This is a genomic window from Streptomyces cadmiisoli (assembly GCF_003261055.1).
Lineage (GTDB): Bacteria > Actinomycetota > Actinomycetes > Streptomycetales > Streptomycetaceae > Streptomyces > Streptomyces cadmiisoli.
In genome coordinates this window covers 8,495,410-8,521,995 of the sequence record NZ_CP030073.1, presented here as the reverse complement: position 1 = coordinate 8,521,995, position 26,586 = coordinate 8,495,410, and the positions used below count along the sequence as shown (strand labels likewise).

The 26,586-nt window shown below is 67.2% G+C and carries 22 protein-coding genes and 3 pseudogenes; 9 read left to right on the top strand and 16 right to left on the bottom strand.

Going from position 1 to position 26,586, the window contains the following annotated elements:
* Positions 1-171: 171 nt before the first annotated feature.
* From DN051_RS37485 to DN051_RS37465, 4 genes are all read right to left on the bottom strand, one after another.
* A complete protein-coding gene (locus DN051_RS37485; protein ID WP_112442763.1) occupies positions 172-3,057 on the bottom strand; it encodes a SpoIIE family protein phosphatase in 2,886 nt (961 codons plus the stop codon).
* Positions 3,058-3,444: 387 nt separating this feature from the next.
* Positions 3,445-4,425: a helix-turn-helix transcriptional regulator gene (locus DN051_RS37480; RefSeq protein WP_246040739.1), complete on the bottom strand. Its 981-nt coding sequence runs from the start codon at positions 4,423-4,425 to the stop codon at positions 3,445-3,447.
* 558 nt (positions 4,426-4,983) lie between these two features.
* Positions 4,984-5,703 (bottom strand): SDR family NAD(P)-dependent oxidoreductase, encoded by a 720-nt coding sequence (locus tag DN051_RS37475; protein WP_112441242.1) that lies wholly within the window; start codon positions 5,701-5,703, stop codon positions 4,984-4,986.
* Between the two features lie 406 nt (positions 5,704-6,109).
* On the bottom strand, positions 6,110-6,952 hold the full coding sequence (locus tag DN051_RS37465) for a helix-turn-helix domain-containing protein (RefSeq protein WP_112441238.1): 843 nt from the start codon (positions 6,950-6,952) through the stop codon (positions 6,110-6,112).
* 102 nt (positions 6,953-7,054) lie between these two features.
* On the opposite strand from DN051_RS37465, the gene DN051_RS37460 reads away from it, so the two are divergent.
* Positions 7,055-7,855 (top strand): SDR family NAD(P)-dependent oxidoreductase, encoded by an 801-nt coding sequence (locus DN051_RS37460; RefSeq protein ID WP_112441236.1) that lies wholly within the window; start codon positions 7,055-7,057, stop codon positions 7,853-7,855.
* 244 nt (positions 7,856-8,099) lie between these two features.
* Here the strand turns inward: DN051_RS37460 and DN051_RS37455 are convergent, their stop codons facing one another.
* The 3 genes and pseudogenes from DN051_RS37455 to DN051_RS37445 form a co-directional block, all read right to left on the bottom strand.
* A complete protein-coding gene (locus DN051_RS37455) occupies positions 8,100-10,181 on the bottom strand; it encodes an NPCBM/NEW2 domain-containing protein (protein ID WP_112441234.1) in 2,082 nt (693 codons plus the stop codon).
* A 314-nt stretch (positions 10,182-10,495) separates the two neighbouring features.
* Positions 10,496-10,979 (bottom strand): annotated as a pseudogene (locus tag DN051_RS46745) (heavy metal translocating P-type ATPase); the annotation flags it as partial.
* Positions 10,921-11,580: an HD domain-containing protein gene (locus DN051_RS37445; RefSeq protein ID WP_246040738.1), complete on the bottom strand. Its 660-nt coding sequence runs from the start codon at positions 11,578-11,580 to the stop codon at positions 10,921-10,923. The pseudogene DN051_RS46745 and the gene DN051_RS37445, both read right to left, overlap by 59 nt.
* 630 nt (positions 11,581-12,210) lie before the next feature.
* On the opposite strand from DN051_RS37445, the gene DN051_RS37440 reads away from it, so the two are divergent.
* A complete protein-coding gene (locus DN051_RS37440) occupies positions 12,211-12,768 on the top strand; it encodes a hypothetical protein (RefSeq protein ID WP_112441231.1) in 558 nt (185 codons plus the stop codon).
* A gap of 283 nt (positions 12,769-13,051) precedes the next feature.
* Here the strand turns inward: DN051_RS37440 and DN051_RS37435 are convergent, their stop codons facing one another.
* Together DN051_RS37435 and DN051_RS46740 are read right to left on the bottom strand one after the other, a co-directional pair.
* Positions 13,052-14,332: an MFS transporter gene (locus tag DN051_RS37435; protein ID WP_112441229.1), complete on the bottom strand. Its 1,281-nt coding sequence runs from the start codon at positions 14,330-14,332 to the stop codon at positions 13,052-13,054.
* A gap of 638 nt (positions 14,333-14,970) precedes the next feature.
* A pseudogene (locus DN051_RS46740) lies at positions 14,971-15,167 on the bottom strand (hypothetical protein); the annotation flags it as partial.
* Positions 15,168-15,323: 156 nt separating this feature from the next.
* On the opposite strand from DN051_RS46740, the gene DN051_RS46735 reads away from it, so the two are divergent.
* Together DN051_RS46735 and DN051_RS46730 are read left to right on the top strand one after the other, a co-directional pair.
* Positions 15,324-15,671, top strand: a complete 348-nt coding sequence (locus DN051_RS46735) for a hypothetical protein (protein WP_246040737.1) — start codon at positions 15,324-15,326, stop codon at positions 15,669-15,671.
* Positions 15,620-15,877, top strand: a complete 258-nt coding sequence (locus tag DN051_RS46730) for an alpha/beta hydrolase family protein (protein WP_246040736.1) — start codon at positions 15,620-15,622, stop codon at positions 15,875-15,877. The genes DN051_RS46735 and DN051_RS46730 overlap by 52 nt, the downstream gene beginning before the upstream one ends.
* 281 nt (positions 15,878-16,158) lie before the next feature.
* Here DN051_RS46730 and DN051_RS47890 read toward each other — a convergent pair whose 3' ends face one another.
* The 3 genes from DN051_RS47890 to DN051_RS37410 form a co-directional block, all read right to left on the bottom strand.
* Positions 16,159-16,233: a 50S ribosomal protein bL37 gene (locus tag DN051_RS47890; protein ID WP_099504217.1), complete on the bottom strand. Its 75-nt coding sequence runs from the start codon at positions 16,231-16,233 to the stop codon at positions 16,159-16,161.
* 431 nt (positions 16,234-16,664) lie between these two features.
* Positions 16,665-17,720, bottom strand: a complete 1,056-nt coding sequence (locus tag DN051_RS37415; RefSeq protein ID WP_112441227.1) for an aldo/keto reductase — start codon at positions 17,718-17,720, stop codon at positions 16,665-16,667.
* Between the two features lie 144 nt (positions 17,721-17,864).
* Positions 17,865-19,340: an MFS transporter gene (locus tag DN051_RS37410; RefSeq protein ID WP_112441225.1), complete on the bottom strand. Its 1,476-nt coding sequence runs from the start codon at positions 19,338-19,340 to the stop codon at positions 17,865-17,867.
* 221 nt (positions 19,341-19,561) lie between these two features.
* On the opposite strand from DN051_RS37410, the gene DN051_RS37405 reads away from it, so the two are divergent.
* Positions 19,562-20,191, top strand: a complete 630-nt coding sequence (locus tag DN051_RS37405; protein ID WP_112441223.1) for a TetR/AcrR family transcriptional regulator — start codon at positions 19,562-19,564, stop codon at positions 20,189-20,191.
* Positions 20,192-20,500: 309 nt separating this feature from the next.
* Here the strand turns inward: DN051_RS37405 and DN051_RS37400 are convergent, their stop codons facing one another.
* From DN051_RS37400 to DN051_RS37390, 3 genes and pseudogenes are all read right to left on the bottom strand, one after another.
* Positions 20,501-21,040: an AAA family ATPase gene (locus DN051_RS37400; protein ID WP_199315017.1), complete on the bottom strand. Its 540-nt coding sequence runs from the start codon at positions 21,038-21,040 to the stop codon at positions 20,501-20,503.
* A 273-nt stretch (positions 21,041-21,313) separates the two neighbouring features.
* Positions 21,314-21,751 (bottom strand): hypothetical protein, encoded by a 438-nt coding sequence (locus DN051_RS37395; RefSeq protein ID WP_112442757.1) that lies wholly within the window; start codon positions 21,749-21,751, stop codon positions 21,314-21,316.
* 160 nt (positions 21,752-21,911) lie between these two features.
* A pseudogene (locus DN051_RS37390) lies at positions 21,912-22,439 on the bottom strand (alpha/beta hydrolase); the annotation flags it as partial.
* A gap of 2 nt (positions 22,440-22,441) precedes the next feature.
* Here DN051_RS37390 and DN051_RS45285 point away from each other — a divergent pair.
* The 4 genes from DN051_RS45285 (at position 22,442) to DN051_RS37375 (ending at position 25,568) form a co-directional block, all read left to right on the top strand.
* Positions 22,442-22,756, top strand: a complete 315-nt coding sequence (locus DN051_RS45285; RefSeq protein WP_162625055.1) for a hypothetical protein — start codon at positions 22,442-22,444, stop codon at positions 22,754-22,756.
* Between the two features lie 173 nt (positions 22,757-22,929).
* Positions 22,930-23,835, top strand: coding sequence for a LysR family transcriptional regulator (locus DN051_RS37385; protein WP_112441219.1), 906 nt, complete (start codon positions 22,930-22,932; stop codon positions 23,833-23,835).
* A 108-nt stretch (positions 23,836-23,943) separates the two neighbouring features.
* Complete coding sequence (locus DN051_RS37380; protein ID WP_053763779.1) at positions 23,944-24,510, top strand: cysteine dioxygenase family protein; 567 nt, start codon at positions 23,944-23,946, stop codon at positions 24,508-24,510.
* Between the two features lie 8 nt (positions 24,511-24,518).
* Positions 24,519-25,568, top strand: a complete 1,050-nt coding sequence (locus tag DN051_RS37375; RefSeq protein WP_112442755.1) for a YeiH family protein — start codon at positions 24,519-24,521, stop codon at positions 25,566-25,568.
* Between the two features lie 198 nt (positions 25,569-25,766).
* Here DN051_RS37375 and DN051_RS37370 read toward each other — a convergent pair whose 3' ends face one another.
* Positions 25,767-26,585 carry a class I SAM-dependent methyltransferase gene (locus DN051_RS37370; RefSeq protein WP_112441217.1) on the bottom strand — a complete coding sequence of 273 codons (819 nt, stop codon included), beginning with the start codon at positions 26,583-26,585 and terminating at the stop codon, positions 25,767-25,769.
* Position 26,586 lies beyond the last annotated feature (1 nt).

Below are 26,586 nucleotides of genomic sequence, written 5' to 3'. Positions count from 1 at the left end.
AAGCAGGCACGGAATGGGCCAAGGGCACGGTGCGCTCCCCGTTGCTGCGCCGGTGACGAGTGGGTGGGCGACGGCGGGTGCGGCGCATTTCTGATGAACGGCACCGTTGCTCGGACACATTCGCATGGCCATCGATATGGCCTCCGAAACCGGAAAGACACCCCGACCGATCTATCCGATGGGTGGTACGGCATCGAGGTCGAAGTCGCCGAGTGCCTGATAGACGGCTGACGCGTCGGCATCAGCGCAACTCGTCACCTGCTGAGCGGTCCAGATCGACTTGCCGTTGTGCCGGTAACGGACTCCCCAGTGCTGGGAAAGCGAGGCGACGAGTTGCAGTCCTCGGCCGCCCTCGTCCGTCTCTGCGGCATGGCGGATGCGTGGCGTGGTCAGGCTGCCGTCGGAGACTTCGCAGGTGAGCTCGGTGTCGTACAGCAGTCGCAGGAGCGTGGGGCCCTTCGCATAGCGGATGGCGTTTCCGACCAATTCGCTCGCCAACAGTTCCGTGGTGGGGATCAGGGCGTCCAATCCCCAGCTGGACAGTTGCTCTCTGATGTACGTGCGTGCGATTCCCGCGGCTTGTGGATCCTGAGGCAGTGTCCACAAGGATTTCCGTTCGACCGGCATAGGGCACGGGCGGGCGATGAGAAGGGCGATGTCGTCGGCTGTAGGACGCGTCGCGGGAGCCAGTTCGGCGATGAGCCTGTCACAGAGCCGGTCCAGGTCGTCCGTGTCACTGCCCTGCAGCAGTTCCGTCAGTTCGCTCAACCCTTGGTCGATGCCGCGCTCCGACGACTCGACGAGTCCGTCGGTGAACAGCACCAGAACGCTGCCCTCCTGGATCTCCAGATCGAATGTCTCGATCGGCGGCTGCGCGGCCCCCAGCGGTGGGTTCAGGACCGCTTCGGGGAAGTGGACGCTGCCGTCCGGATGGACAACGGCCGGCGGAGGGTGACCGGCGCGGGCGATGGTACAGATGCTGGTGCTGGAGTCGTAGAGCGCGAACAGACAGGTGACGTAGAGGTCATCGCCGAGTCCGCTGACGATGTCGTTCAAATGATTCATGATCTCGTCGGGCGCCAGACCCAGGCCCGCAAGAGTGTGGATGGCCGTGCGCAGGCGCCCCATGGTGACCGCTTCGGACAGACCGTGACCCATCACATCGCCGATGACCAACGCGACGCGTCCAGCAGCGAGCGGGATCACGTCGTACCAGTCACCACCCACGTCGACGCCCTCTGCCGTCGGCAGGTAGCGGGCCGCCAGCCTGCACGAGGGCACGTCCGGCAGGGTCTGGGGCAGCAGGGCACGCTGCAGTTCCCGGGATCGGGTGTGCTCGGCGTCGTACAAGCGCGCACGCTCCAAAGCGTGCGCCACCAGGGCCGTGATCGTGACGAGCAGGGTGCGCTCCTCATCGGTCAGGTGCCTGGGCTCGTCGAAGGAGATGGTGCAGACGCCGAATGTCTGACCGGATGCGGTCAGAGGCATGAAAGCCCAGGCTTGCTTGCCCGTCACGATGATCCGGTCCGCCAGGCCCGGGAACCGCGCGAGGTACTCCTCCGGCGACGAGATGAACCTGGGTTCGTTCATCACCCATGCCTCCCAGCCGGGGTCATCACCGGCAGCTCGGCTCTCGATGCTGTCGACGATGTCGGAGGGATAGCCGACGGCACCCAAGGTGTGAGCTCGCCCGCCCTCCCTCACCTGCACCAGCAGCCCGCTGGCGCCGAACGGCGGAAGTACACGCCGGGCCACCGCGTCGATGACATCCGCTGAAGTAGTGGCGGCTGCGAGCCCCGCGGTGAGTTCGGCGATCCTTGACGACCGCTCAACCGCGGTCCGCTCGGAGGCGATCCGCTGCGCTTCGACCTTTCGCTCGTCGGTGACGTCCGTGAAGTACAGGGCGAAGCCGTCGGGGATGGGAACGACTCGCAGGTGGTAGCAGGCTTGCGCGTTCGGCACACACATGTCCAGGCCGGTGGGCCCGGACTGAGAGGCTGCACGGCAGCGGGACTCCACTTCCGGCAGTTGTCGCAGGGTCGCCAGGCTCCACAATGTTCGGCCGATGAGTTCTTCCTCGGTCGTCCTGAGCATGGTCTCCGCCCTCAGGTTGGCGAAGGTGATGCACCAGCTCTTGTCGACCGCGAGAAAGCCGTCACTCATATGCCGCAGAGCACGGCTCAGCGCGTCACGGGCGGAACGCGACTGACTCTTCTCCCAGGTTGTCCCGATCATGCGGTGAGGCTCACCGGTGCCGTCGAGCATCACCATTCCGCGAGACTGCGTCCACACGTACCCACCGTCGGGACGACGCACGCGATACTCGGCCTCGAACGCACCGCGGGTACGAATCGCCTCCTCGACGGCGGCAAGGGTCCACGCCAGGTCATCGGTGTGGACCACCCTCATCCAGCTCTCGACCCGAGGTACGAAATCTGCGGGATCAGTACCGTAGACGGCCATCGCAGCCTCGTCCCAGGCCAGTGATCCGGTTCGCAGGTCCCATTCCCAGGCGCCGACCTCGACTGGGCCGAGCGCCGGCCGCTTACGCTTATGTCCCGGTTCTCCGAGTGAAAGGCCGGTGGGAGCAGGTGCTTGACTCATTCGCTCCCGCACCCATGTACTGACAGCTTTCAGGAAGTCCCACTGTTCACGAGTGGGCTCGCCGGCGGCGCCCGTCAGGATGGTGAGCGACCCGAATGAATCCTCATCGGAGGGGATCGCCACAGCCGCCAGGCCGGTGCCAAGCAATTGCTTCCCGCCCATGAGCTCATCAGCACTCCGCGTGCCGTGCTGAGCCCAGAGCTCCCCGCCGTGGGCGATGACTCGTGCCGGGACGACAAGGCTGTAGCGATCGATGATGTCCCAGGACCGAACCAGGGCCGGGGGCAGGCCGGCTGAACCCACCAGGCGCATGGCGGACATGGGCCCGCACACATGCACGGCGCCACCCAGTCCCCTGAGCTCCGCGACTGCGTGCTCGAGCGCGAGCTGGAGCACCTCAGCGTTCGTGATGCCCTCTTCCACGGCGGTGAGCAGCGAAAGTCGCTCATTCACCTTGTAAATGTACAACCCGGGGGGAAGCGCAGCAGAAGATGGTCACCCCACGCAGGTGGGGTGATCTCATCGACCAGCGGATGTGGTCCGAATGGCTGGCGTCGCATCCGGCAACATCGGCCGCGCCGGGCGGCTGGCCCGGTTCTGCGCCCCGCGCGGTGAAGTCGGCTGTGATGTGGTCGAGCCACCAGCGGCCGGTGGAGGAAGACTCGGCGATGTCCGCAGTGCCGGTACGACCACGCCGACCGCGCTGCTGGTTGGCACGTGGGCGGGGGCACGCTTTCGCACAGAGCCGCCCAGTCGCATCGTCCGTGCCACCCGCTCCCCCTTGGTCTGACCGAACGCGGGATGAAAGAGCCCTATTGCACGTCAGGAGGTCACAGCCCTCTACTTTTTCTGCCTCCTCAGATACGCGGCAGGAGTTTCCCCATAGGCCGCTTTGAAATGCCTGATGAAATGACTGGCGTCCGCAAAGTGCCAGCGTGCCGAAATCTCCGAAATGCTGACACTCCGGTCAGCTCTGCCCAATTCTTCATGCGCCTCCTGAAGACGCATCCGACGAGTGAACGACATGACCGAGTCGCCGGTCAAAGAAAACGCTCTGTGCAAGGTCCTCAGAGATACCCCGACTGCACGAGCGACCATCTGCGGGGAGAGATCGCAACTGGCGAGGTTGTCAATGATCACCTTCTTGGCAGCCGCCACCGTAGCGCTGGAGTTGTCCGCGAGACCCCCGCCGGGACGCTGCGAAACAATACTCGACATCAGGCTCGCACAAGCATCCCTTGCCATGTTCTGGGCACTGACTGAATTCCGAAGCTCACCAGCACTTTCTTCGATCACGCTCAAAAAATTCAGAAAGAATTTGACTTCGGGATCGGAGGCGTCCGCGACGAATGCACGATCAAATACCCGCCGCGACGCGACAAGCGGCATGACCAGGTGCCTCGGAATGGTTATCACTTGAGCCACTGTCGCCGGAGCGCAGGCGAACTCCCACGAAGCTCGGGTGTTCCGAATGCAGATCTGCCCAGGCTTTATCAGATTCCGCTCCTTGCCGTTCACGAACTCAATCCACCCGGAAACGACAAGATCCGCGACAATGGGATCCTGGTCCAGATCACTGCCTGATACGCCCGTCATGGAGTCACAATAGACGCGCGCCGACAGCAGATCGAACATAAGATGCCCACTCGCGTCGAATCGAAACTCTCGATGAAGGGCAGAATCAGGTATCGAAAGCTTCTTCAGATGCGAGAACGGTCCCCTGTCCCACTCCTTGAAATGCCGCTCTGCGTCAAGCGTCTGCCGGGCCGTGAGATTCATTTCCAGCCGATAATCTATGGCACTTTCAGAGGAAGAATTCACGGTGTCAGCCACTCCTTCCGGACGGCACAATATCGGCACCCCTTCCCGTCAATCGAGAATGGAGTGCGACTAAAAATGGATTTCAGGACAGCTCTCACGCGCCGGCTTCCCGTGAGTGCGACGAATGCCATGAATCAGAACGCGGACCTGCACCACGTCGGGCTCGGCACACGTGACATCGTCGGCACGCTCATTGCCCGGCACTCTAGCCGTAGTTGAAGCCTCTACCGAAGCTCCAAGTGATGTTGGCGCCACGATTCAATCTGATGTCACTGGCGTCCTACTTGAGGCCGCCGTGTCCGACACCCTCCGCGATGCCGAGACCGCTTCCGGCGCGCTCGCGGGGCCTTCCGGTGCACGTGGGTACAGCGGCGGAAAGATCGTCCCGACTGGTGTGAGGGTCGGGGCAGCCATCAATGCTGCGAGCGCGTCGTCTGCTGACCGCCGCCGCGAGGACTTGAAGTGGGCCCGGGTCGGAGTGGGGTGTCGGCGGGGTAGATATGTGCCCCGAACCGGTGTCGTCGCAGCAGGTGCGGGTCGGAGAGCCGGGCGGGCCTGCTACTGCGCGAGGTACCCGCCGTCGATCGCGAGCTCGGTGCCGGTGATGTAGCTTGCCTCGTCCGACGCCAGGAAGAGAACGCCGTAGGCGATCTCGATCGGCCGGCCGCCGCGCTTCATGGGGGTCGCGGCGATCACGGCGTCGTTCAGGTCGGGCGCCTGCGCGTCGGTCAGCGGGGTGTGGATGAAGCCCGGGTGGACCGAGTTCACGCGGATGCCGTCGCCGACGTAGGTCATCGCCGCATTCTTCGACATGTTGCGTACGGCACCCTTGGCAGCGTGGTAGCTGTGCGCGCCGGCGACTGCGGCGCTGCCCCAGATCGACGAGATGTTCACGATCGAGCCCGACTGCTGCGGCCGCATCACGCGCACCGCCTCACGCATCCCGAGGAACACACCGGTCTGGTCCACCGCGATCATCCGGTTCCACGCGTCCATACTCAGCTCGTCGAGCGGCTCATAGGCGATGACGCCGGCATTGTTGACCAGCACGTCGAGCCGGCCGGCCTTGGCCACCACCTCATCGACAGTCGACCGCCATGCCGCCTCGCTCGTGACGTCGAGCGTCATCGCCTCCACGCCGTCCGCATACGGCTTCGCGGGCGACTGGATGTCCGTGGCGAATACCTTCGCGCCTTCCTCGGCAAAGAGATTGGTGACGGCATAGCCGATACCGCTCGCAGCCCCGGTGACAAGCACGACCTTGCCCTGAAGCCTCATGTTCTGCCCTTCCGATCAAAGGTGAGTAAGCGTCACTTCTCTCCGCGTATGATCGTAAATTACCCCGACAGTTCGCGCCGTGTAGCCTGCCGCGCCGGTCTTTGCCGGCGTCGGCACCGCGTCGGACCACACCTCGCTCGGCGCTGTCGCGGATCCGGCGCGGCAGCGACGCACAGATCCCTCCGGCCACGGAACCCGCCACGTCACTGCTGCCGAGAATCGACGACGGATTGGGCCACCCGGTTCAGCCGATCAGCCGCCACCGACGGTCGCCGGCCGCCGGCCCGTCCGGCAGTGTGCGCCGTGACGCTGCCGGCAGGTCGACAGCTCCCGTGAAGAACAGGCGAGACGTCATTCAGAAATCGGGTCAGACCTGGCGGCAAGGTCACCGCGAACATCACCACTGTCAGAGATGGGGCGCGGTGTTCCAGCTGGCCAGGATGGGCAGGACGCGGGCGGTGGAGGAGCTGGGCTCGGTCGTGTAGACGATGAGCCGCTGGTCCGGCTCGTGCGGCGCGCAGACGATCTCGATGTCGAACGCCATCGGGCCGGCCGCTGGGTGCTGGATGCGCTTGTTCACCGACGCGTAGTCGCGGACGGTGTGGTCGTCCCACCACCGGGCGACGTCGCCATCGGTCGCGCGAAGCTCGTCGACGAGCGCCGTGAGGCGGGTGTCGTACGGGCGGCGGGCGGTCTCCCGGCGCATCGTGGCGACGGTGGCCGAGGCGAAGTCAGCCCAGTTCAGGATCCGCTCACGGGCGACGGAATCCTGAAACATGAATCGGACGAACGACGTCCCGGGCTCCAGAGGACGGCCCAGCACCTCCGTCAGCAGGGCGTTACGGGCCAGGACCTCGCCTCGGTGACCGATCAGCAGCACCGGGACATGGTCGAGTGTGCGCATCAGCCGCAGCAGCCCTGGATCGGCGCGCTGGACCGCGTGCGGGGTCGCTGCGCGGTGCCGCACGGTGGGCGCGGCGAGGTCACGGAGATGCGCCTGCTCGACCTCGTCCAGGCGCAGCGCCCGGGCCAGCGCGTCGAGCACCTCGTCCGAGATGTTGGCCTGGCGTCCCTGCTCGAGCCGGCTGTAGTAGTCCGGACTCAGGCCGGCCAGAACGGCCAGCTCCTCCCGCCGCAGTCCCGGCACCCGCCGAGCCCCGGGGAAAGCTTCGATACCCGCCTGGGCGGGGGTGAGGCGGTCCCGGCGGGAGCGCAGGAACGCCCCGAGTGCGGCTCGGTCGCGTGACATGGCTCCAGGGTAGGCGGCCGGCCGGCGCTGTGGGTGGTCCTGCCATGCCCAGGTACGTCCTGACCTGGCCCGATACCTGCGGGCCGCCTTAGAAAGGGACCTATGACTTCCCTTCACGCCATCGACAGCACACTCTCCACCTCCGGCTCCAGGCTGGCCGGCCGCACCGCTTTGATCACCGGTTCGACCAGCGGGATCGGCGCAGCGATAGCCCGCACACTGGCCGACGAGGGCGCCCACGTCGTCGTCAGCGGCCGCCAGGCAGCCCGCGGAAAGCAGGTCGTCGAGGAGATCCGGCAGGCCGGCGGACGGGCCGAGTTCGTCACGGCGGACCTGGCAGGCAGCTACGAGCAGCTGCGGACCTTCGCCGCACAGGCCACCGACACGCTCGGCGGACACGTCGACATCCTGGTCAACAACGCGGGCATCTATCCCGCGACGCTGACCGAGGAGCTTCCGAACGCGGACCTGGACGCCATGCTCGCGGTCAACATCCGCGCTCCCCACGTCCTGGTCGCCGCCATGGCGCCGGCCATGGCCGAGCGGGGCAGCGGCGTGATCGTCACCATCGGCTCCTGGATGGCCCGGGTCGGCAGCCCTCATGCGGCGATGTACACCGCGACGAAAGCCGCGGACGAGCAGCTCACGCGTAGCTGGGCCGCCGAGTACGGGCCGCGCGGGGTGCGGGTGAACGCCGTCGCGCCCGGGGCGACCCTCACGCCGGGCAACGAAACGGCCCGCGCACAGCTCGACGCGCTGACCGCCGCCACCCCGGCGGGCGTCGTCATCCGGCCGGAGGACATCGCCAAGGGAGTCCTGTACCTCGTCAGCGACGACGCGGCCATGGTCCATGGCATCACGCTGTACGTGGACGGCGGGATCTCCGCCACCCGCTTGTCCTGACCCGCGGGGGTGCTTGAGCCCGGGATCGATGACATTCCACCGCCGGCTACCGACGGCCTCGGCGGGATGTCACGCGTGCCGTGACCGTCGCCGCAGTTCACGGCGCTGTACGGGGCAACATCGCCCTCAGCCACCGGAGGGGACGGCCGGACGGGGGCCCGCTCCGCGTCAGCAACAGCTTCTCGACGTCATTGCGAATCGGCCGCACCCAGGTGAGGTGTCACCCGGGTGCGGCCGAGCCGCATCAGCAGGTGGCGTTCAGACCGGCCCAGTTGGCGCGGTCGTTGTAGCCGCCGTCGCCGGCGTCACCGACCACCAGGTCGAGCACCCGGACGCCGGTCAGGTCGACGTCGACCTGACGGGTGTCGTCGCGGGTCACTACACCGCTGTCGAACAGCACTCGGCCGTCACCGATCACCTGGAAGGTGGACGTGCCGCCCTCCGGGCCGACGTTGCGCACCGCATCGTCGATGCCGATGGTCGCGCTCAGCCGGCTGCACTTGTCGCCGACGTAGTAGCGGACCGTCGAGGGGGAGGCGACTCCGATACCGGTCGGGTAGACCTGGCTGAGCATGCTGATCGGCGACCAGCCACCGACGCTCATGTCGACCGTCGGGCTCATCCACCCGCTGGTGGCACTGATCCAGTCATGGTGGGAAAGTACGACGTCGCCGTCCGGCGCCACCGGTGCGACAACCACTGCCGTGGCCGTCTCCTGCCGCAGTCGTCCCTTGCCCTTCACCTCGTACGACGTGGTGGCGGTCAGCGGGGTGCTGCCCGGCGCGGCGTTGGCCGGCAGGGTCACCGTGAAGGCGAGGTTCACGGAGTGGTTGGGGCGCAGCAGCTTCGGCTCATTGCCGAGCGGACGGGCCGTCCAGCCGGCGGGCACCGCCAGCTCAACCCGGGGCGCGAAGACCGACTGGGCACCGTCGTTACGGACGGTGACCTCGACTCGGGCCTGGTCACCGCCGGCGACCACCGGGGCGACCCCCGTCGGCACCGTGTCGCCACCGACCTGCGTCACCTGCGGCAGGCCGGCGACGACGTGCGGGACACCGGGCTTGCCCGTGGCCCGGCTGACCCTGAAGAGGGCCGCACCGTGCGCCGGGACGGCGGCACTGATGGTGCCGGCACTCTCGGTGACCTGGTTGGTCCAGGCGTTCTTCAGCGTGAACCGATCCCCGGACAGACCGACCGTCCGTGCCTTCGTGGTCACGGTCGCAGGGCTGTCACCCCGGTTCAGCAGCACCACGGCACGGTCGCCGTTGGCCAGCCGCTTCACCCAGGTCTCCGTCGTACCGGCCGGGCCGACGCGGACGGCCTGGACGCCGGCGGTGTCCTGGTTGATGGCGAGGACATCGCGGTCCGCGAGAATGTCGAGCGAGGTCTTGCTCAGCTTCCGGACGTCGCTGCCGATCACCAGCGGCGCCGCCGCCACCGACCAGAGCGTCATCTGGGTACGGAACTCCTCGTCGTTCATCCCCAGCTCAGGTCCGAGGTAGTCCGGGTCGTTGAAGTGCCCCGGTCCGGCGACCTCAGGGTGCCGCGCGTTCGCGTCGTAGTTCCGCAGGACGTCCTTGAACTTGATCTCGCCGACGAAACCCACATCCGTGTACGTCCGCCAGGACTGCGCGATCCCCGGCGCATAGCTCCAGGAGTACGTCGACTGCTGCTCCTCCGGGTAGTTGCCCCAGTCAGGAGAGGTCACCGGGTTGCAGAGGTTGAAGATCATGGGGCGCCCGCTGGCGTTGTTCCGCAACGCCTGCGCGAACTCCGTGAAGACGGTCTTCGGGTCGAGGTCCGCGGCGATCCCGCAGAGGTAGTCCACCTTGACCGCGTCGAACTCCCAGGCGGCGAACTGGTCCGCGTCGCGCTGGTAGTAGCCGTGGCTGCCGAGTCCGCACTTGCCCGGGATGTACGGGCCGGCGTCGGTGTAGATGCCGGCCTTCAGACCCTTGGAGTGGATGTAGTCGACCAGCGGCTTCAACCCGTTCGGAAACTGGTCCGGGTTGGGCACCAGGTCGCCGGCCGAACTGCGTGGCGTCGGCGCCGCCCAGTTGCCGTCGATCCAGACGTACTCGTAGCCGGCTTCGCGCAGGCCGCTGCTGACCAGGAAGTCGGCTATCGACTTGACCTCGGCCTCGGTCGGATCGCCACCCAGCGCGTAGTAGGTGTTCCAGCCCATGTACGGCGTCGGGCTCAGCACCTCCTGAGGTGCTCGAGCCGTGGCGGCGACAGTGTCGGCCGCCGGGCCGGCGTAGGCGGGTGCCGGTACGACCAGTAGCCCGGTCAGGAGGGCGATTAGGACGGTGAGATGTCGTTTCACATCGGAACCTTCGCTGTCCGATCGATCAGGCGTGCCGACCCGTCCTGGTCGTGAGTCTGAGGTGCCGCTCCCTCATGGAGGGTGCGGAGGTCGCACTTCGGACCAGTCAATGCCCGCGCGCCTGCGGTTTGTTTCCAGGATCTTGCAGCGGTTACCGGCGCGCGTCAATAATAATTCCTAAATTAGGAGTTGCTGGTGGGGCCTCACCCTGAACCCCAACTACCGTCGAGCAGGTGCTGTGTGACGTCTCATCAGCCGTGCCACCTGCGGAGACGCGCGCGGCCCGCCCGCGTGCGGAAGGGGTTCGCGGCAGAGATGCCGAGTCCGGCGACGTTCGCGAAGCCTCCCGAAGTGGGGAGCTGCCGACGCAGGCGACTGCGCCAGGGGCAATGGCCTGGGCGATCGGGTGCTCGCCGGTTGTGACCGTGCCGGTCTAGTCCAACTCGATGCTGACAACCTCGAGTGTCGTCTCCAGGACCTCGGGCCCCTTGATCAGGCTGCCGAGCTGGGCACTGCGTCCGGTGCCGACCATCAGGGCGGTCGGCCTGGCCAGGCCGAGGGCGCACGGGTAGACGACGATCTGGGCTGCGACGGCCGTGATCAGCCACGGACGGCCGCGATCAGCCACGCGCCGCTGCCGAGCCAGAAGCCCAGGGTGCCACGTGCGAGCACGATCACAACAGCGCCGAAGACCGCAGAGATCTTGCCCGAGAACCGCTGGTCGGCGGCCGCACCGCGCTCAGTGATCGGTCGATGCTTCGGCGAGGTCCAGGGGGTTGTCGGCCATCCAATCCTCGAGCCCCGACCGCACGGCCCATGCGGCAGTGCTGTCCGGCTTGCGCCGCGCCTGCTCCTGAAAGTACGTCAGGAACTCTGCAACGAGTCCGAGTCGGGGATAGCGTTCGAGAACCCCGCCTCTGAAATCCGGTGCGAAGTCGTCCGCGTTCCTGCCGAGGATCTCCAGAGCCGCCGCCCGGCTCAGGACGTGCCCTTCGGGATTCGTGGCCACATCGACTTCGGAATCCATGTGGCGGACGATGATCTCTGCGAGTCGTCGGCGGCGTTCTGCCGGCCACCCTGCGCCGGCGGTGAACACCCCTGCCAGATGACCGCCGGCCACCTCGAACGGCTCTGTGTGGCTGTCGAACTCCGCTACCAGCCCCATGTCATGCAACAGGGCAGCGACGTACAGCAGTTCAGCATCGACCTCGATGCCTTGGTCCATGGCACGGGCCGCGGCCCACACATAGGCCCGGACGGAATGGTTGAGCAGGGCGGGCGACTGGTAGGCGGACGCCACCTCCAAGGCGGCGGCCGAGGTGGGCGTGTCCGGCACGACAAGATCACCGAGGGTGATACCCGCAGGCTTTGCGGCAGCGGTCGATGTGTCGTCAGGCATGGCGTGCTTCTCTCTGTGCCCGGCAGCCAGAGTCACATTTCGACCCTACGCTCGACGCTGTCGCGTGGCGACTCACGAAGCCGGTCGCCGATTGCCTACCGGAGGCGGCGCTCGGGACCGCAGAGAATCGGGCTCCAGCCCTGCTCGAGTGGCGGCGGCGTGCGGCACGAAGGTCCCCGAGGCGGGCAACGACTACCTGAACGATTCTGTCACCTACAGGCGGTGACCGAGAGGTTGTTCAGTCAACCCAGACCACCACAGCCATGCTCCGCAGACCTGCGATGCGATAGAAGCCCTGCAGCAGGGCGAAGCGGTCTGCGAGATGCGCTCTCCGTCTGGCGCAGCCGCAGCAGCTTCACGACACACGTCGAGGTACTGAGGAAGCACACGTGCGAGTTGCCGGGTCATGGCCATGCATCGCAGTATCACCTGCATTGATCAAGTACGGCAGCGACCTTCGACGCCTGTGCAGTGCACTGTCCTGCGCGTTGGGAGGCGAGGGGAAGACGCGCTGCGAGTGGCAGCAGCCTTTCCGAACTGTGCGTCGGTGCTGTCGTAGACGAACTGACCCGAGTCATCCACTCCGCCGGACTACGCTGCCCTCACCCGGACTACTGCACAGGGGGCACGGTGAGTCGAAGACCACTGCTGTTTCTGGACATCGACGGGCCACTGAACCCGTACGCAACGCACTCGGGCACATGTCCCGAGAACTACACCACCGTCTACCTCCCACCCGAGGCGCACATTTCCTCGGCAGCAGCAACTCCACGCACGTACAGACGACCGGAGACCGTGTGGCTCAACCCCAGCCACGGCAAGACCCTGCTGACCCTCGGCTTCGAGCTGTGCTGGGCGAGCGCATGGATGAGTGATGCCAACCGGTGGATCGGTCCCGTCCTCGGCCTCCCACCACTGCGGTTCGTCGACTTCGGGGACAAGGTACTGTGCGAGCGGCCGGACGGAGTCCACTGGAAAACTGACCCTTTGGTGGCCTACGCCGACGGCCGACCCTTCGCCTGGGTGGACGACGAGCAGACCGACTCCGACCACACCCACATCGCCACCATCCACCCTGCGCAAGCCCTGCTCCGCCACGTCAACCCACGCATCGGCTTGCAGCAGAACGACTTCACCGCTCTGACTCGCTTCGGCGCAGCCGTGACCCGCACCGAGACACCATCCTGACCGCCTCGCGGACCAGGCTTCACGATCGGCTCCACTGCCCGGGAAGTAGTCGAACTGCCGGTGGCATGCGCGGCCGAAGCGGCAACCCGACCAGGGAATCGACCCGAGCGAGCACCCGAAGTCGGTCACGTTCATGCCGCAGGCCGACACCGATCTCGCGGAAGCCGCCTCGCCGTCAACGAGCCTCCCTCTATCGGCGGGCAGCCCTCAGCATGTCAGCGCGGGGGGCGGGTGGCCGCCTCGCAGGCTTGACGGACGAGCCGGCGTCGAGCGGCGGCGCATCCTACGCGGACGGAAGCGCCCGTCCCAGGCGAGCAAGCGGGGACAGCGCCATCACCACCGGGGACAGCAGCATGCTCGTGGCTGTCACCAGGATGCCCGTACGCAACCCCCACTCCTCCGCGAGAAGTCCGCCGACCAGCGAGCCGAGCGGGGTGAGCCCCATGCCGACAAATGTGATCGTCGCGGCCGCGCGGCCTTGCATCCCGTCCGGAGTGACGGCCTGCCGCACAGCCATGACCGTGACATTCACCAGTTGGCCGCCCATACCGAACACGAAGTTGATCGCAAGCAGCGCGGGAACAGTCACCGCCGGCGAGCCATGCACCGCGGGCACACACAGAAACACCCCGTCGCCGAGCGCCGCCGCGGACACGAGCACGGCGCCATGACCGAACCGCCGCGGCAGGCGGGCGGCCAGCATCGAGCCCAGGAGCGCGCCCGGCCCCGTCGCCGCGAGCGCCAGCCCGACGGCCGTGCCCGACAGGTGCAGTTCCCGCGGCAGGAAGAGCAGATACACGGTCATCATGGCCGCGAAGGAGAACTGGAAGGCTGCCGAAGCCAGGCACACGGTCCGCAGCAAGGTATCGCTGACGACGAAGCGGAGACCCTCATGGATACGCCGCCAGAGCCGAGGGGGATGCTCCGACCTCGTCGGGAGCGATTCGATCCGACGGATCCGTCGGATCGACAGGAACGACACCGCGAAAAGCAGTGCGCTGGAGGCGGCTGCGATCGGCGCCGACAACAGTGACACCAACGCGCCACCGAGGGCGGGACCGCCGATCTGCGCCGCGGACCGGCTGCCCTCGAGCGCGCTGTTGCCCTGCACCAACTGATCGCGGCTCACCAGGCGTACGAGGAAGGCCTGGTAGGCCACGTCGAAATACACGGACAGGGCCCCGACGACAAAGGCGACCACGAACAGCGTCGGCAGGCCCAGGCAACCGAGGAGACCCGCCACGGCGGCGGCGCCCAGCACCAGGGTCCGGCTGACGTCCGTCACCACCATCACCGTGCGGGCCCGCCACCTGTCGACCCACGCGCCCACGAAGAGCGACAGCAGCAGGATCGGCGCCTGACCCACCGCGCGCAGGACGCCCAACTCGCCGGCTCCGGCGTTCAGCGCCAGAACGGCGAAGAGCGGCACAATCACCACACTTGCATGCTCACCGAGTTGGGAGGCGGTCTGCCCGACCCACAGTCTGCGGAAGTCGCCGTCCCGCCACAGACTTGACGGACCAGGCCGGCCGGAATCTGGTACAGCGCAGGAAGCAGACGGCACGAGGATCCCTTGGATTGATCGACAACGAGACCCGTCACCCGGCACACGACAGGTGAACCGGCGACGCAGGCGGGAAAAATTCGCCGTGCCGCAACAACAAGAGCAGCACGCGATGACAGGCCGATCACGGCCTACGACGTCAACGCGCGCTCGGACGACCGGCTGCGGCCATGTCTTCACTCCTCGTGGGTCACTCGCTGAACCCGGACACTAGCCCTCGCCCGGACCACCGCGAAAGCGATTAACGTCCCCGGCAGACGGCCAGCCCACCGTTCCGTCCTCTCACCAAACGTGCGGCCCGGCGGGACCTCGCAAAGCCCCGGATCAGGGAGCGGCTCCTCACGGTGCGCCCGGCCGGTCGTGCCGCACAAACCGACTTCGGCTCCGGGTTATTCAGCGAGCCCCGGCGGGATATACGCACCTGACCGCCACGCCGCACGCCGCCAACCGGCGTCAACCCCCATCGACATCGCGAAATGCCGCCGGACCCCGGCACCGCGGTGCACCCGCCACATGCTCCGACACGGCCGAAACCACCGTGAGCCTGGCTGACTTCGGCAAGAGCAGGCGAGAAGGGACCTTCCGCTGAAGGGGCGATGGGTCAACTGGCTGCGAAACCATCCGGCTCGATCACTTGATCACGTGGAAGGCGGGGTGATGGAACCACGCGCCAGGAATTCGCGGGTGTTCTTCGTCGATGGTGCTGCGGACTGATCTGCCTCGGCGGTCCAGGAGGCGAGTATCCGAAGCCGGTCGTGTGAAGGGGTGCCGGGTTCGGCGGTCCAGGTGACGAGTTGCTGATCTGTGGGTCGGTGGCGCAGACGAGGGTGTCCCAGAGGGAGCGGCGATGAGCCCCGCTACCTGGAGGATCCGGCCACGCCTGTGGAGGACTTCAGCTGCGCGGTGGACCATCTCGTCACGCTCGACTACGTCGACGAAGACCGCATCGGCGTCGTGGGCGTCTGCGGAGGCGGCGGATACGACGGCAACGATGACGGACCACCGCATCAAGGCGCTGGGCACCGTGGTCGCCGCGCACTACGGACGGATCGTGCACGAGGGCAACCACACCCCCGACGCGGCGATCGAGGCGCTCGAAGCGATCGGCAGGCAACGCACGGCCGAGGCAAGGCGCGCGGAGTCGCTGATCAGCACCTACATCCCCAACTCCTCCGCGGAGCGCGAGCATGCCGGCTTCTCGGACGCCGACATCGTCGACGCCGTGGACTACTACCGCACCCCCGGGCGCAGAACCCGAACTCACCCAACCGACTGTTCTGCTCCGGTTTGCAGGCGGCGCTCGGCTTCGACGCCTTCCACCTGGCTGAGGTACTGCTGACGCAGCCGCTCCAGGTCATCGTCGGCAACGCGCCCGGTGCCTTCGGTTCGTACCGCGACGGCTTCGAGCTGTTCAACCGGGCCCGGTCGGACAACAAGAACGACTTCGCCGTCGCGGGCGCGAGCCACTACGATCTGTACGACCAGCCGAAGTACACCACCCAGGCGCTGGAGAAGCTCGAGTCCTTCTTCGAGGAAAACCTGTAGGACGAACGCCGCGGTGCAGGATCCGTGGACGCCGTGCACCGAGGGGTGGTCGCCAGGACGACCACACCTCACGTCTCACCCACCCGCCCGTGTACCGCAGCACAGCACATGGCTGATCGAACGCAGAGCCATGCCGCCAGCGGGTTCAGCCGTCCCCGCTTGGGACACGGCCGCTCCGGCTCGAAGAACCGCTACCCCGTCACCCTCTACGACATGTGTGAACGGCCGGGCTACCCATGACCGTCACCCAACGTAATCGGGCGAGTCCGTCACGAACACGCTCATGCGTTGGGACGCTTGCCGTGATTGGCCTTCTTCTTCTTGCGGCCGCGTCGCTTGTTCCCTCTCTTGGCCATGGTGCACATCTCCCAAACTAGGACGTTCTATGCCTTGGCCAGTCTAAATTCGGCCCGAGATATCCGCATGAGCGGTGGTGCCGCGCCCGCAGCGCCCACATCGCCGCTCCTCCGCCCCGGAGCGATCACCGCATGCTGTCGAATGCGCGTCGAGTCCGCCCAGCCGGACCCATCACAACGCTGACCACCCCAGGTCGCTGCACGCTCGTCGGCCCGGGCCGCGCCCCATTGTGCTGGGAAAGGCCGGGACGTCGGCCGGCTCCGCCTCAGCGGCGTACGGCATCGTGGCGGACGTGTCCGTTCTCAATAGCCCGACGGAACAATGCAGGGCAGTCTGCCCCCTCCGGCAGGCCGGATGGGGGTGACTGCGTCAGTGACGTCTCAGGACACAACTCGCATGCCGCCAGAGGAAGAAAGTGCGGGCGAGGGATTCAGGCGCGGGGCACCGACGGCTGGTCGACCAGGGAGGCGTCGCCGCCGAGGATGCGGTCGCGGATGCCGGCGTTGACGCCGTGCGGGACGCCGAGCGGGATGGCGCTGACCTCGGTCAGGCGGGTGTACTGCTCGTCGGTGAGTTGCACGTCCAGGGCGCCGATGTAGTCGTCGAGCTGGCGAGTGCTGCGGGGCCCGATGATCGGGATGTACGGCGTGGTGGCGCGGGCACCGCGCTCGCGGACCCAGGCCACCGAGACCTGGGCGGGGGTGGCGCCGGCCTCCTTGGCAATGTCCAGAACGGTGTCGATGACCGCGGTCTTCTGTGCGTCGGACTCGGTGTGGACCAGGGTCTTCAGGTCGCTGAGGCGGCCGTCGGCGCTGCCGCGGTACTTGCCGGTCAGCAGGCCGCCGCCCAGCGGGGACCACAGGGCTGCCGCCAGGCCGAGGCTCTCGGCCATCGGCAGCAACTCGCGGTCGGCGGTGCGTTCCACGAGGCTGTACTCGATCTGGATGCCAGTGATGGGGGCCCAGTTCTTCAGCTCGGTCAGGGTGACGGCTCGGGAGACGCGCCAGGCCGGGAAGTTCGACAGGGCGGCGTGGAGGATCTTGCCGGAGCTGACCAGGTCGTCGATGCCGCGCAGGATCTCCTCGATGGGTGTCAGGTCGTCGGGGAAGTGGACCCAGTACAGGTCGATGTAGTCGGTGCCGAGGCGCTTCAGGCTCGCGTTCACCGAGTGGACCATGTTCTTGCGGCTGTTGCCGGTCTTGGAGATGTCCACTTGCGGTGTCGAGGCGACGCTGAACTTGCTCGCGACGACGAAGTGGTCGCGGTCGGCGGCGATGAAGTCGGAGAGGATCTGTTCCGACTCGCCGAACTGGTAGTTGTCAGCCGTGTCGAGGAAGTTGCCGCCGGCCTCGGCAAACGTGTCGAACATGCGGCGGGCCTCGTCGATCTCGGCGCCGGCGCCCCAGCTGGTGCCGAAGTTGCCGGTGCCGAGGGCGTACTCGGAAACGCGGAGTCCGGTCCGGTGTCCGAACGTCGTGTAACGCATTTGATCTCCTTGGCGTGTGCGATGTAGTAGGTTATGTCGCTTTTAGTTGCTTTTCGGAAGGTATCGGCGACGAGTCGGCCATACGCCTGGCGGGTGGGCGTGGCAGGTGGTGGATTGAGCTGACGGGTGTGAGTGGCGCCTCGGCTACCGGGGAACAGTCGGCCGTGCCGGTCTCGGGGAGGCAGCGGCAGACCTGAGGCCCAGGGCGGCGAGGCCGCTGGCGGCCATGACCCCGGCCGAGATCCACCAGGCGAGGGCATATGTGCGGGCGGGGCCGCCGGATCCGGCGTCCGCGAGGATGACGACCAGAACACTGACGCCGAGCACGGTGCCCAACTGGCCGGCCATGGAGACGATCGCGCTGCCGGTGGCTCCCCGGCCCTCGGGCAACCCGGAGGTGGCGGAGGAAATCATCGTGGGAAGCGCGAGACCCACACCGACACCGGCGACCAGCCAGCCGGGCAGGATGTCGGTGGCGTAGTTCAGTGAGCCGGAAGCGTTCAGCGCGACCCAGCCGGTGCCGAGGGCGACCAGCGCGGAGCCCGTCGCGGCGACCACGCGGACCGGCACGTGCAGGGCAAGACGCCGGCCCAATGACGCGGCGACGAACACCATGGCCGGGCCGGGGGCGACGCCGAGCCCGGTCTCGATGGCCGACCACCGCCAGATCTGCTGCAGCCACAGGGTGACGCCGAGCAGCTGGATGGCGAAAGCCGCATAGAAGAGCAGGGTGGCGATGTTGGCCCAGGCGAATACGCGGTCGCGCAGCAGGCTCAGGTCGACCACGGGAACCGCGTGGCGTGCCGAGCGCAGGAGGCACACGATGAGTGCGGCCGCGGCGGTCACGAAGCTGCCGATGGTCGGTGCGGCGCTCCAGCCCCACTCCGGGGCTTGCACGAGGCCAAGCGCGAGGGCACCGATCGCACCCACCAGAAGTGCTCCGCCGAGCAGGTCGGGCAGGCGGGTGTCGGTGCTCTGGCGTCCTACGGGCAGCAGCCGTACGGCCGAGATCAAAGCGACGATGCCGATCGGCAGATTCAGCAGGAAGATCCACTGCCAGGCGACCTGGACGAGCAGGCCTCCGACGACGGGACCCGCCGCCGCGGCGAGAGAGCCACTGGCCGCCCAGATCTGCACATACCTGGTGGTCTTCGCGGGTGGGGACGTGCTCAGCACGAGGCCAAGGCTCGCAGGGGTGAGGACGGCCGCGCCCACCGCCTGAAGGAACCGGAAGGCGACCAGCACCCACAGATCGCCGCTGAGCGCAGCACCCAGGCTGGTCACGGTGAAAACGCCGAGGCCAAGGAGGAAACCAGCCTTAAGGCCGTAGCGGTCGGCCAGGCGGCCCGCAGGCACCAGCAGCGCGGCATAGACGATCGCGTAGCCGTTGAGGATCCAGCTCAGCTTGGACAGCGAGGTCTCCCCCACACCCTGGCCGATGGGGGTCAGAGCGACGTTGACGACGAAGGCGTCCAGCGCGGACAGGAACACCGACGTGGCCAGCACCGCCAGCACGAGTCCCGGATGCGGTCTCCGGCGCCCGGCATGACGCGGTTCGGGGATGCGGGGCCCCACCCCGGCGACATGGCCGACTGCGGAATCCACAGGGGATCGAGACATGGATCTTCTCCAGAAAGAGGGAGGACGTCGGCCGGAACGCGGCGGCGAGCCGGCAGGGAAGCGCGAAGGGCCTGCAGCGAAGGCACGACCCCGCATCGGTGGCGTTGCCGGGCCCGGAGGAGGCGATCCTCGGCAGCCCTTAACCAAACCGATCGGTTTACTTATGCGGTCGACCGTAGCAGGAGAATCGAGCCAAGTAAAACGATCGGTATCCTTAAGTCATGAGCAATGAAACCTCCCCCGTACGCCGACGCCGCGGCCGTGGCGCCCGGGAGCGGATCCTCCAAGCGGCGACGGAGCTGTTCACCGCTCAGGGGGTCAACGCGACCGGCATGGAGCAACTGACAACTGCCGCTCATGTCTCCAAGCGCACCCTGTACACACACTTCGCCAGCAAGGACGACCTGGTCCACGCCTACCTGACCCAGCTCCGGGACGGCCGCCTGCCTCCACAGGCATGCCAGAGTGAGCCGTGCCCAGACCCCCGGGGGCAGCTACTCGCGATCTTCGACTGGGAGCCCCCCACGACCGACGGGCCACTGCGCGGCTGCCCCTTCCTCAACGCCGCCGTCGAGGTCCCCGACCCCGATCACCCGGTCCACCAGCTGGCTGCCGCCTACAAAATCGAATTCGCCCAACGCCTCACAGACCTCGCCCGCCAGGCCGGCGCCTGCGACCCGGAAGAGCTCGGCGAGCAGCTCGCCCTCCTCTACGACGGCGCCGCGTGCCGCACCATGGCCCTCAACAGCGCCCGAGCCGGAGCGCACGCACGCACCATCGCCGCGAAACTCATCAACGAAGCCATCCCCTGTCCGTCCACGCCGCCCACCGGCGCGTCGACGACAGCCTGAACAGGCACTCGCGCGACCTTCACGTCCAGAGACCGCCGCGAGATCTCCGCGGATCGCGGGACGACCGCCTGGCGAACCTCAATGCCACTGACGGTGCCTGGAGTACTGCCCTCGGGCGAAGGAAGAACGGATACGAAGGCGCCCGGGAAGCCGCCCAGAGAGCTTCAAACAGCTCCGGCCGGCGGACACGATCAACGCTGTGGCATGTGCGATCGCTTGCCCTTCAGTCTTCACACACCGATGATCATCGACGCCCGTAGCCGTTCTCCCTTCCGTCCCGGCGCGCCGACGCGGTGACGGCCCGAGCACTCAATGCTGACCGGACCAGCCGGTGGCGGCCACGACTTCGCGCGCGATGTCCACGACAGCCCTCCCATCCGTGACCACCCGCACCGTCTCCGCGGGGACACGCTGGTCCAGGAGCCGCGCCTTACGGGCACTGCCTGCCAGTTCCTGTTCCAGCTCCGAGCCGAGTTCGCGGCGCACCAAACGCTCCCGGGCCGTGGCATCGCGGGCCGTGAGGAGGACCCGTACGATCCGGACCCCCTCTCCCATCGCCTGATGAAACATGCCAGTCGCCTCGGGTAGCACGCTGACCGTGTTCGTGTAGATCAGACGGCGATAGCCCCGCCGGGCGAAGTTCGCCCACACCGCTGCCAGATTGCTCGCGGTGATCTCCGACCGGTCCGGATCCCCCGGCGGTGCCGGATGGACCTGTCCCATGAAGTCACCATCAATGACCGCGTGAGAAACCCGCGCAGCCCGTAACAGCGCCGAAACCTCCCACCCCACCGTCGTCTTGCCCACACCAGCACGCCCACCGATGAGAAGCACCTCCGCCTGACCCATGAAAACAGCGTGCCAGCCCGCATCCAACGCCCGCGACCGAAAACCCACCGGCCCCCTCACCGCAGCTGCGACCACCAGGATCACCATCTGATGCTGGAGTAACGCCCAGCGCTTGAGGTTGAACTCACGGCGTCACGCTGTGTCTCAGGTGGATCTGAGGCGTGAGCCTGTCTCGGCGAGAGAGCCGTCCATCAGGTCGCTGCGGTACTGAATGTGCTGTAGTGGCGTCGTCGGTTGCTGACTCACGATGATCGACGTTGACCGTCGCTGCCTCTACGCCATCCAGCAGTACAAACGGTCCTCTCGCTTGCCGACGGTCCGTACCAGGTCGGCCAGCTCGCCCAGTATCTCGGCTGCCAACTCCTGGTCGAACTCCTCACCGTCCTCCGCCCGCTTCTGGATCCACTGTTTGCTGACCTCGACGATCCAAGGCTCGTCGGCACCGGCAAGTGCGTCCTGGAGGGAGCGAGATGCCGCAATGAGCAGGGGTCCCGGGCCGCCGTCCGGGTCGGCGACGACTTCGGACTCGTCCGCAGCGACGAGTTCGTCAAAGCTACGACCTGTGAGGATGCTCTCCCACTCGATCAGCGCCTCGTCGACATCGAAATTGCCGTATGTCAGCGTGTTGAAAACCCTGTCCGGGCCCCTTTCCACGACCGCGGCCGCAGCGGCGTGGTCGGGCGCCACGAAGAACTTGATGACGATGCTCACCGGCACATGGTGTCCGTTTCACGGGCTGAGGTCTACATGCCATCAGTCGCAGAGCGTCAGGGCAGAACGCTCCAGAATCGCCTCGAACACCCCCACCACGTGGCTACCCGCAATGAGGAACTTGCCATCCAGCACAGAGCAACCATCCTCATCACGGCCGTCAGCGAGTGACCGCAACCCCTTCACCCGGCTCGCGAGAGGTGTTGGTGGTGAGCAGTTCCCGCAACAGCTCAACGATCAGACTGGGCTGTCCAACGAACGGAGAATGGCCCGTCTGCCACTCGCGTACGTCGATGCAGCGTGAGGCCATCTTCCGCTGCAGTCCCGGGTCGATGGCCCGATCTCGTGCGCAGATGACATAGGTAGAGGGAGTGCGCTTCCAGCTCTGGCGCTCCGGAACTCCCCGTCCGCAACCAGGGGCCTGGGCACGCAGTAGGTCAACCGCCCAGGCCGCCATCGGTTCAGGACAGTCGTCATAGAGTGTGGCAGCAGCCCGGTCCGGGAGCAGGCTGGTCGAGCCGTCGGATTCAGAGCTGATCGCCTCCTGGAGCTGCCTTGACGTCCCACCCAGACCCGCCGCGCTCTCGCCGACATCCAACACGAAAGCTGCCAGGTAGACCAAGTGTCTTGCTCCGCGGATCCCGGTGATCACCGATCCGCCGTAGGAATGGCCCAGCACGATCGGAGGCCATGGTGCTCTGGGGCGGTGATCCACGAGAAGCCGATGGACAGCACCTCGTTGAATGGACTGTCGACGAGGACATCCACTGGGGCCAGAACACCGGGCCGGCCTCGTCTGTCGGGCCGGAGCTCCGGCAGGAGGCCCACCAGGTGATCATGAGCGGTCTCCTGCACCTCACCGACGACGGCGCCGCCTGTCTCCAGTTGGGCCACTGGTCCGTGCTGTTCGATCTTGCCTCACCCGTCCCCGACAGCCTGGATGGCTCTTGGGTGCAGATCAGCGTCGGATCAGCGAGCGTCTCCGTGTACCCCTTCCGGATCTGACCGGACGTCCTTCAGGTCCTCGGCGGCTCACCCGCATCCCGCCCGCCAGATAAGGCCGCCATCGCCTCACGGACGGCACCACCGGTCAGGCACCCACGGCCGCAGCAGAGCCGAATCATCACCTACACATATGACAAGGACCCAGTCCGCAAACTTTTGCTTATGATGACGTCGTGCTTGACTCTCGTCGCCTCCGGACGTTCCACGAGGTGGTCACCACCGGTTCGTTCACCGCCGCCGCTCACTCCCTGGGCTACACCCAGCCGGCGGTCACCCAGCAGATCCGGGCACTCGAACGCGAAGTCGGTGTCCACCTCTTCACGCGCAACGGTCGCCGCATGCGGCTGACCGAGGCCGGGGAGGCTCTGGCCCGCCACAGCGAACGCATTCTCCGGGACATGCAGGATGCGCAGCAGCAGCTCCAGGCGCTGGCGCGGTTGCGCGCCGAGAGGGTCCGTGTCTGCGCCTTCCCCAGCATCACCGCGACTCTGATACCCGAAGTGGTGGCCGGGCTGCTGGCCGAGCATCCCACTCTCCGTGTGGAGCTCCAGGAGGCGGAGCCGCCTGAGTCGATGCACAGGCTGGTGGCGGGCGAGTGCGACATCGCACTGTCCTTCAGCTATCCCGGTGCGCGGGCCGAGCTCCCGCCCGACGTGGTCGAGATCAATCTGCTGGAGGACTTGCTGGTGGCTCTGCTGCCGGCCGGTCACCCGCTGACCCGTCGACGTGCCGTCCGCCTCACCGAACTGCAGCAGGCGCGTTGGGTGGCGGGGTGCTCCCGCTGCCGGGCGAACTTCCTCACCATCTGCGCCGAAGAGGGATTCGACCCCGACATCGTCTTCACCACGGACGACAACCTCGCACTGCAGAGCCTGGTTGCAGCCGGGGTGGGCATCGCGGTGGCACCCTCGCTCGTGCTCTCCTTCCTCAACCACCGCCAGGTGGCCGGCCGCGTGATCGAGCCGAACGTTCGCCGCCAGATCAGCGCCTATGTGCTGCGGGAGCATCAGGATCTGCCGGCCGTCGAGCTGGTACTGGACGGCATGCGCTCGGCTGCGGCCGCGCGCAGTGGCTGCTGATCGCGGGGAATCGGGTTCCGATCGCACCGCCATCCATAAGCAGCAGTAGGGGATGGCCAAGGAATCCTCCTTGGACGTTTATGCCACGGCTCACAGAAGCTGCTGGCCATGACAGCGACCGTCGCAGATCCCACCCGAGGCACCAGCGTCACGCCGTTGACGGCAGCCCTGATCGCGGATGTTCGTGCCGTGGTGGCGCGCGGTGTCAGCCCTGAGCGGACCGCCGATCTGGTGGCCGATGTTCTGCGCGCATATCTCACGCACCCCAGCCTGCTCATGGCTGACCAGCGCGTGGGCTCTGCCGACCACTACACCCAGCATGTGCTGCACGCCGAACCCGACGGCAGTTTCTCCGTCGTGGCACTCGTGTGGCTGCCGGGCCAGTGCACCCCTGTCCACGACCACGTCTCGTGGTGCGTGGCAGGCGTCCACCAGGGCGAGGAAAGTGAGCGTCGCTACCGTCTCGTCCCGGAAGGCGCGGCGTCACGTCTGGTCGCGACGGAGGACGTGACCAATCTGCTCGGCTCCGTCTGCGGCTTCGCGCCGCCCGGCGACATCCACGAGGTCCGCAACTGTGGAGCGGGCACCGCGATCTCCATCCATGTCTATGGTGCCGATGTGGTGCGCCTGGGCAGCAGCGTTCGACGCGTCTACGAACGCCCCGCCGGCGAGTGACCGCGAACATGCACAAGGTCCGCGGTACGGCGACGGCTGTCCTGTCCCCCGCCCCGTCGTCGCGGGTGGGCATGGCGCCGGGCCTGGCCACGGCGGCGGCCGGTGTGCTTCTCGCGACCGTGTTGCATACGGCGCTGCCCGCCGTCCCTGCGCTGACCATCGCCATCGTCCTCGGTGTGGCCGCAGCTCATCTGCCCAAGACCCGCGAACTCGTGAGGGGACCGGCCAGGAGCGGACTGGCCGTGTGCGCGAAGCGGTTGATGCGCTGCGGTGTCGTACTGCTGGGGCTCCAGCTCAGCGTCGCGGACGTGGCCGCACTCGGCTGGGGCACCGTGGCCATGGTGCTCTGTGTGGTCCTCATCACTCTGACCGGCACTTACTGGCTGGGCCGTCTGATGAACCTGCCCGGAGACGTCCCTCTGCTCGTCGCCAGTGGGTACGCGATCTGCGGAGCCTCTGCGATCGGAGCGGTGGGCCAGACGACCAGGAGCCGGGACGAGGACGCCGCCGCCGCTGTCACCTTGGTCACCTTGTGTGGAACCCTCGCCATAGCGGTGCTGCCTGTGCTGCAGATACCGCTCGGGCTGGACAACAGCCAGTTCGGCCGCTGGGTCGGGGCCAGTGTCCACGATGTGGGCCAGGTTGTCGCCACCGCCCAGACGGCCGGCCCGCTCGGCTTGCGTGAGGCCATCCTGGTCAAGCTCCTGCGGGTCACCTTGCTGGCTCCTCTGGTCGCCGGGATCGCCGTCGCACTGCGGCGCTCCGAACGACGGCACACCGCGGGTACCGAGCGTCCCCCCGTGCTGCCTCTCTTCGTAGCCGGATTCCTCGCGATGATCGCCCTGCGCAGCACCGGACTACTCGGATCCACGGCACTCGCGGTCGCCGCTCACGCCCAGCACCTCGTCCTGGCTGCCGCACTTTTCGCGTTGGGCGCCGCGGTGAACCTGCGGACGATGGCGGGAGCTTCCGGCCGCCGGATGCTCGGACTGGGTTTGGTGTCCTGGGCTGTGGTGGCCGGCACGTCGTACGCCGGGATTCTGCTGACGGCCGGGTGAGCGCCGAGCACGAGTGAAGCCACCCGGCCCGGCCTTGTCGTCCGGCCGTGCGGCCGCCGTCGCTCAGCGCGGACAGTCTTCGGACGCCTGCGCGACAGCGGCTTTTCGTTCGTCTTCGTGGCGGCACCGGCCCGCCTGACCGTCGACGGTCCAGCCTCACACGGACCCGCGAAGTCAGGGGCGGTTACGGCCTCTCGATCAGCCCGTCGGCTGATTCTGACCCTGCCTCTTGCGGCCCGAGCAGGTGAGGAGTGCGATCGAGAGTTCGTGCGTGGTGGGCTGAGCCATGTGGTGCAGGGCCCGGTCGAGGGCAGGGGCGTCGACCAGGCCGGTGCGGATGAGTTCGGGGCGGGCCTGTTCCAGAGTGAGCTGCCACCAGAGGCTGATGGGGGCGTCGCCGGTGACAGTGGGTAGTGCTGTCGTCAGGCAGATGTCGGTCAGATCGTGCTGACGGAAGCGCGCCGGATGTCCGAGCCCGTGGTTCTGGTCGCTTCCCAGATGGGTGGTGATGACCTGGGACAGGGCCTGCATGGTGGCGCGGTAATCCGCGTTGGAGGAGTGGGGGAAGCCGAGTTCGGCGGTGTCGCTGAGGACGAGGTGGCCTCCCGGCCGCAGCCAGGAGACGAGCCGGGCGAGGACGGCTTCGTGGTCGCGCAGGTGCATGAGGACGCAGCGGGCGTGGATGAGGTCGAAGGGGCCGAGTTCGAGACCGGCGTCGGTGATGTCGGCCTGGAGCGGCCGGACGCGCGGGTTGCGCAGGCGCAGCAGGGTGGTGTCGCGGTCCAGGGCGGTGACCTCGGCGTGGGGGGCGCTTTCGGCGAGCAGGTCGGCGATGCTGCCGGCGCCGGGGCCGATCTCCAGAATGCTGCGGGCTTCGGCGAGCGGCAGCGTGCGCAGGTGGGCGGTGGTGGCAGGGTCCCAGGTCTGTGCGAGGAGGTCGAGCCGTTCTCGTTCGGTGTCCTGGCGGGTGCTGAACAGGCGTTCGCCGTAGATCTCTTGGGCAGGGGCCGTCTGCATG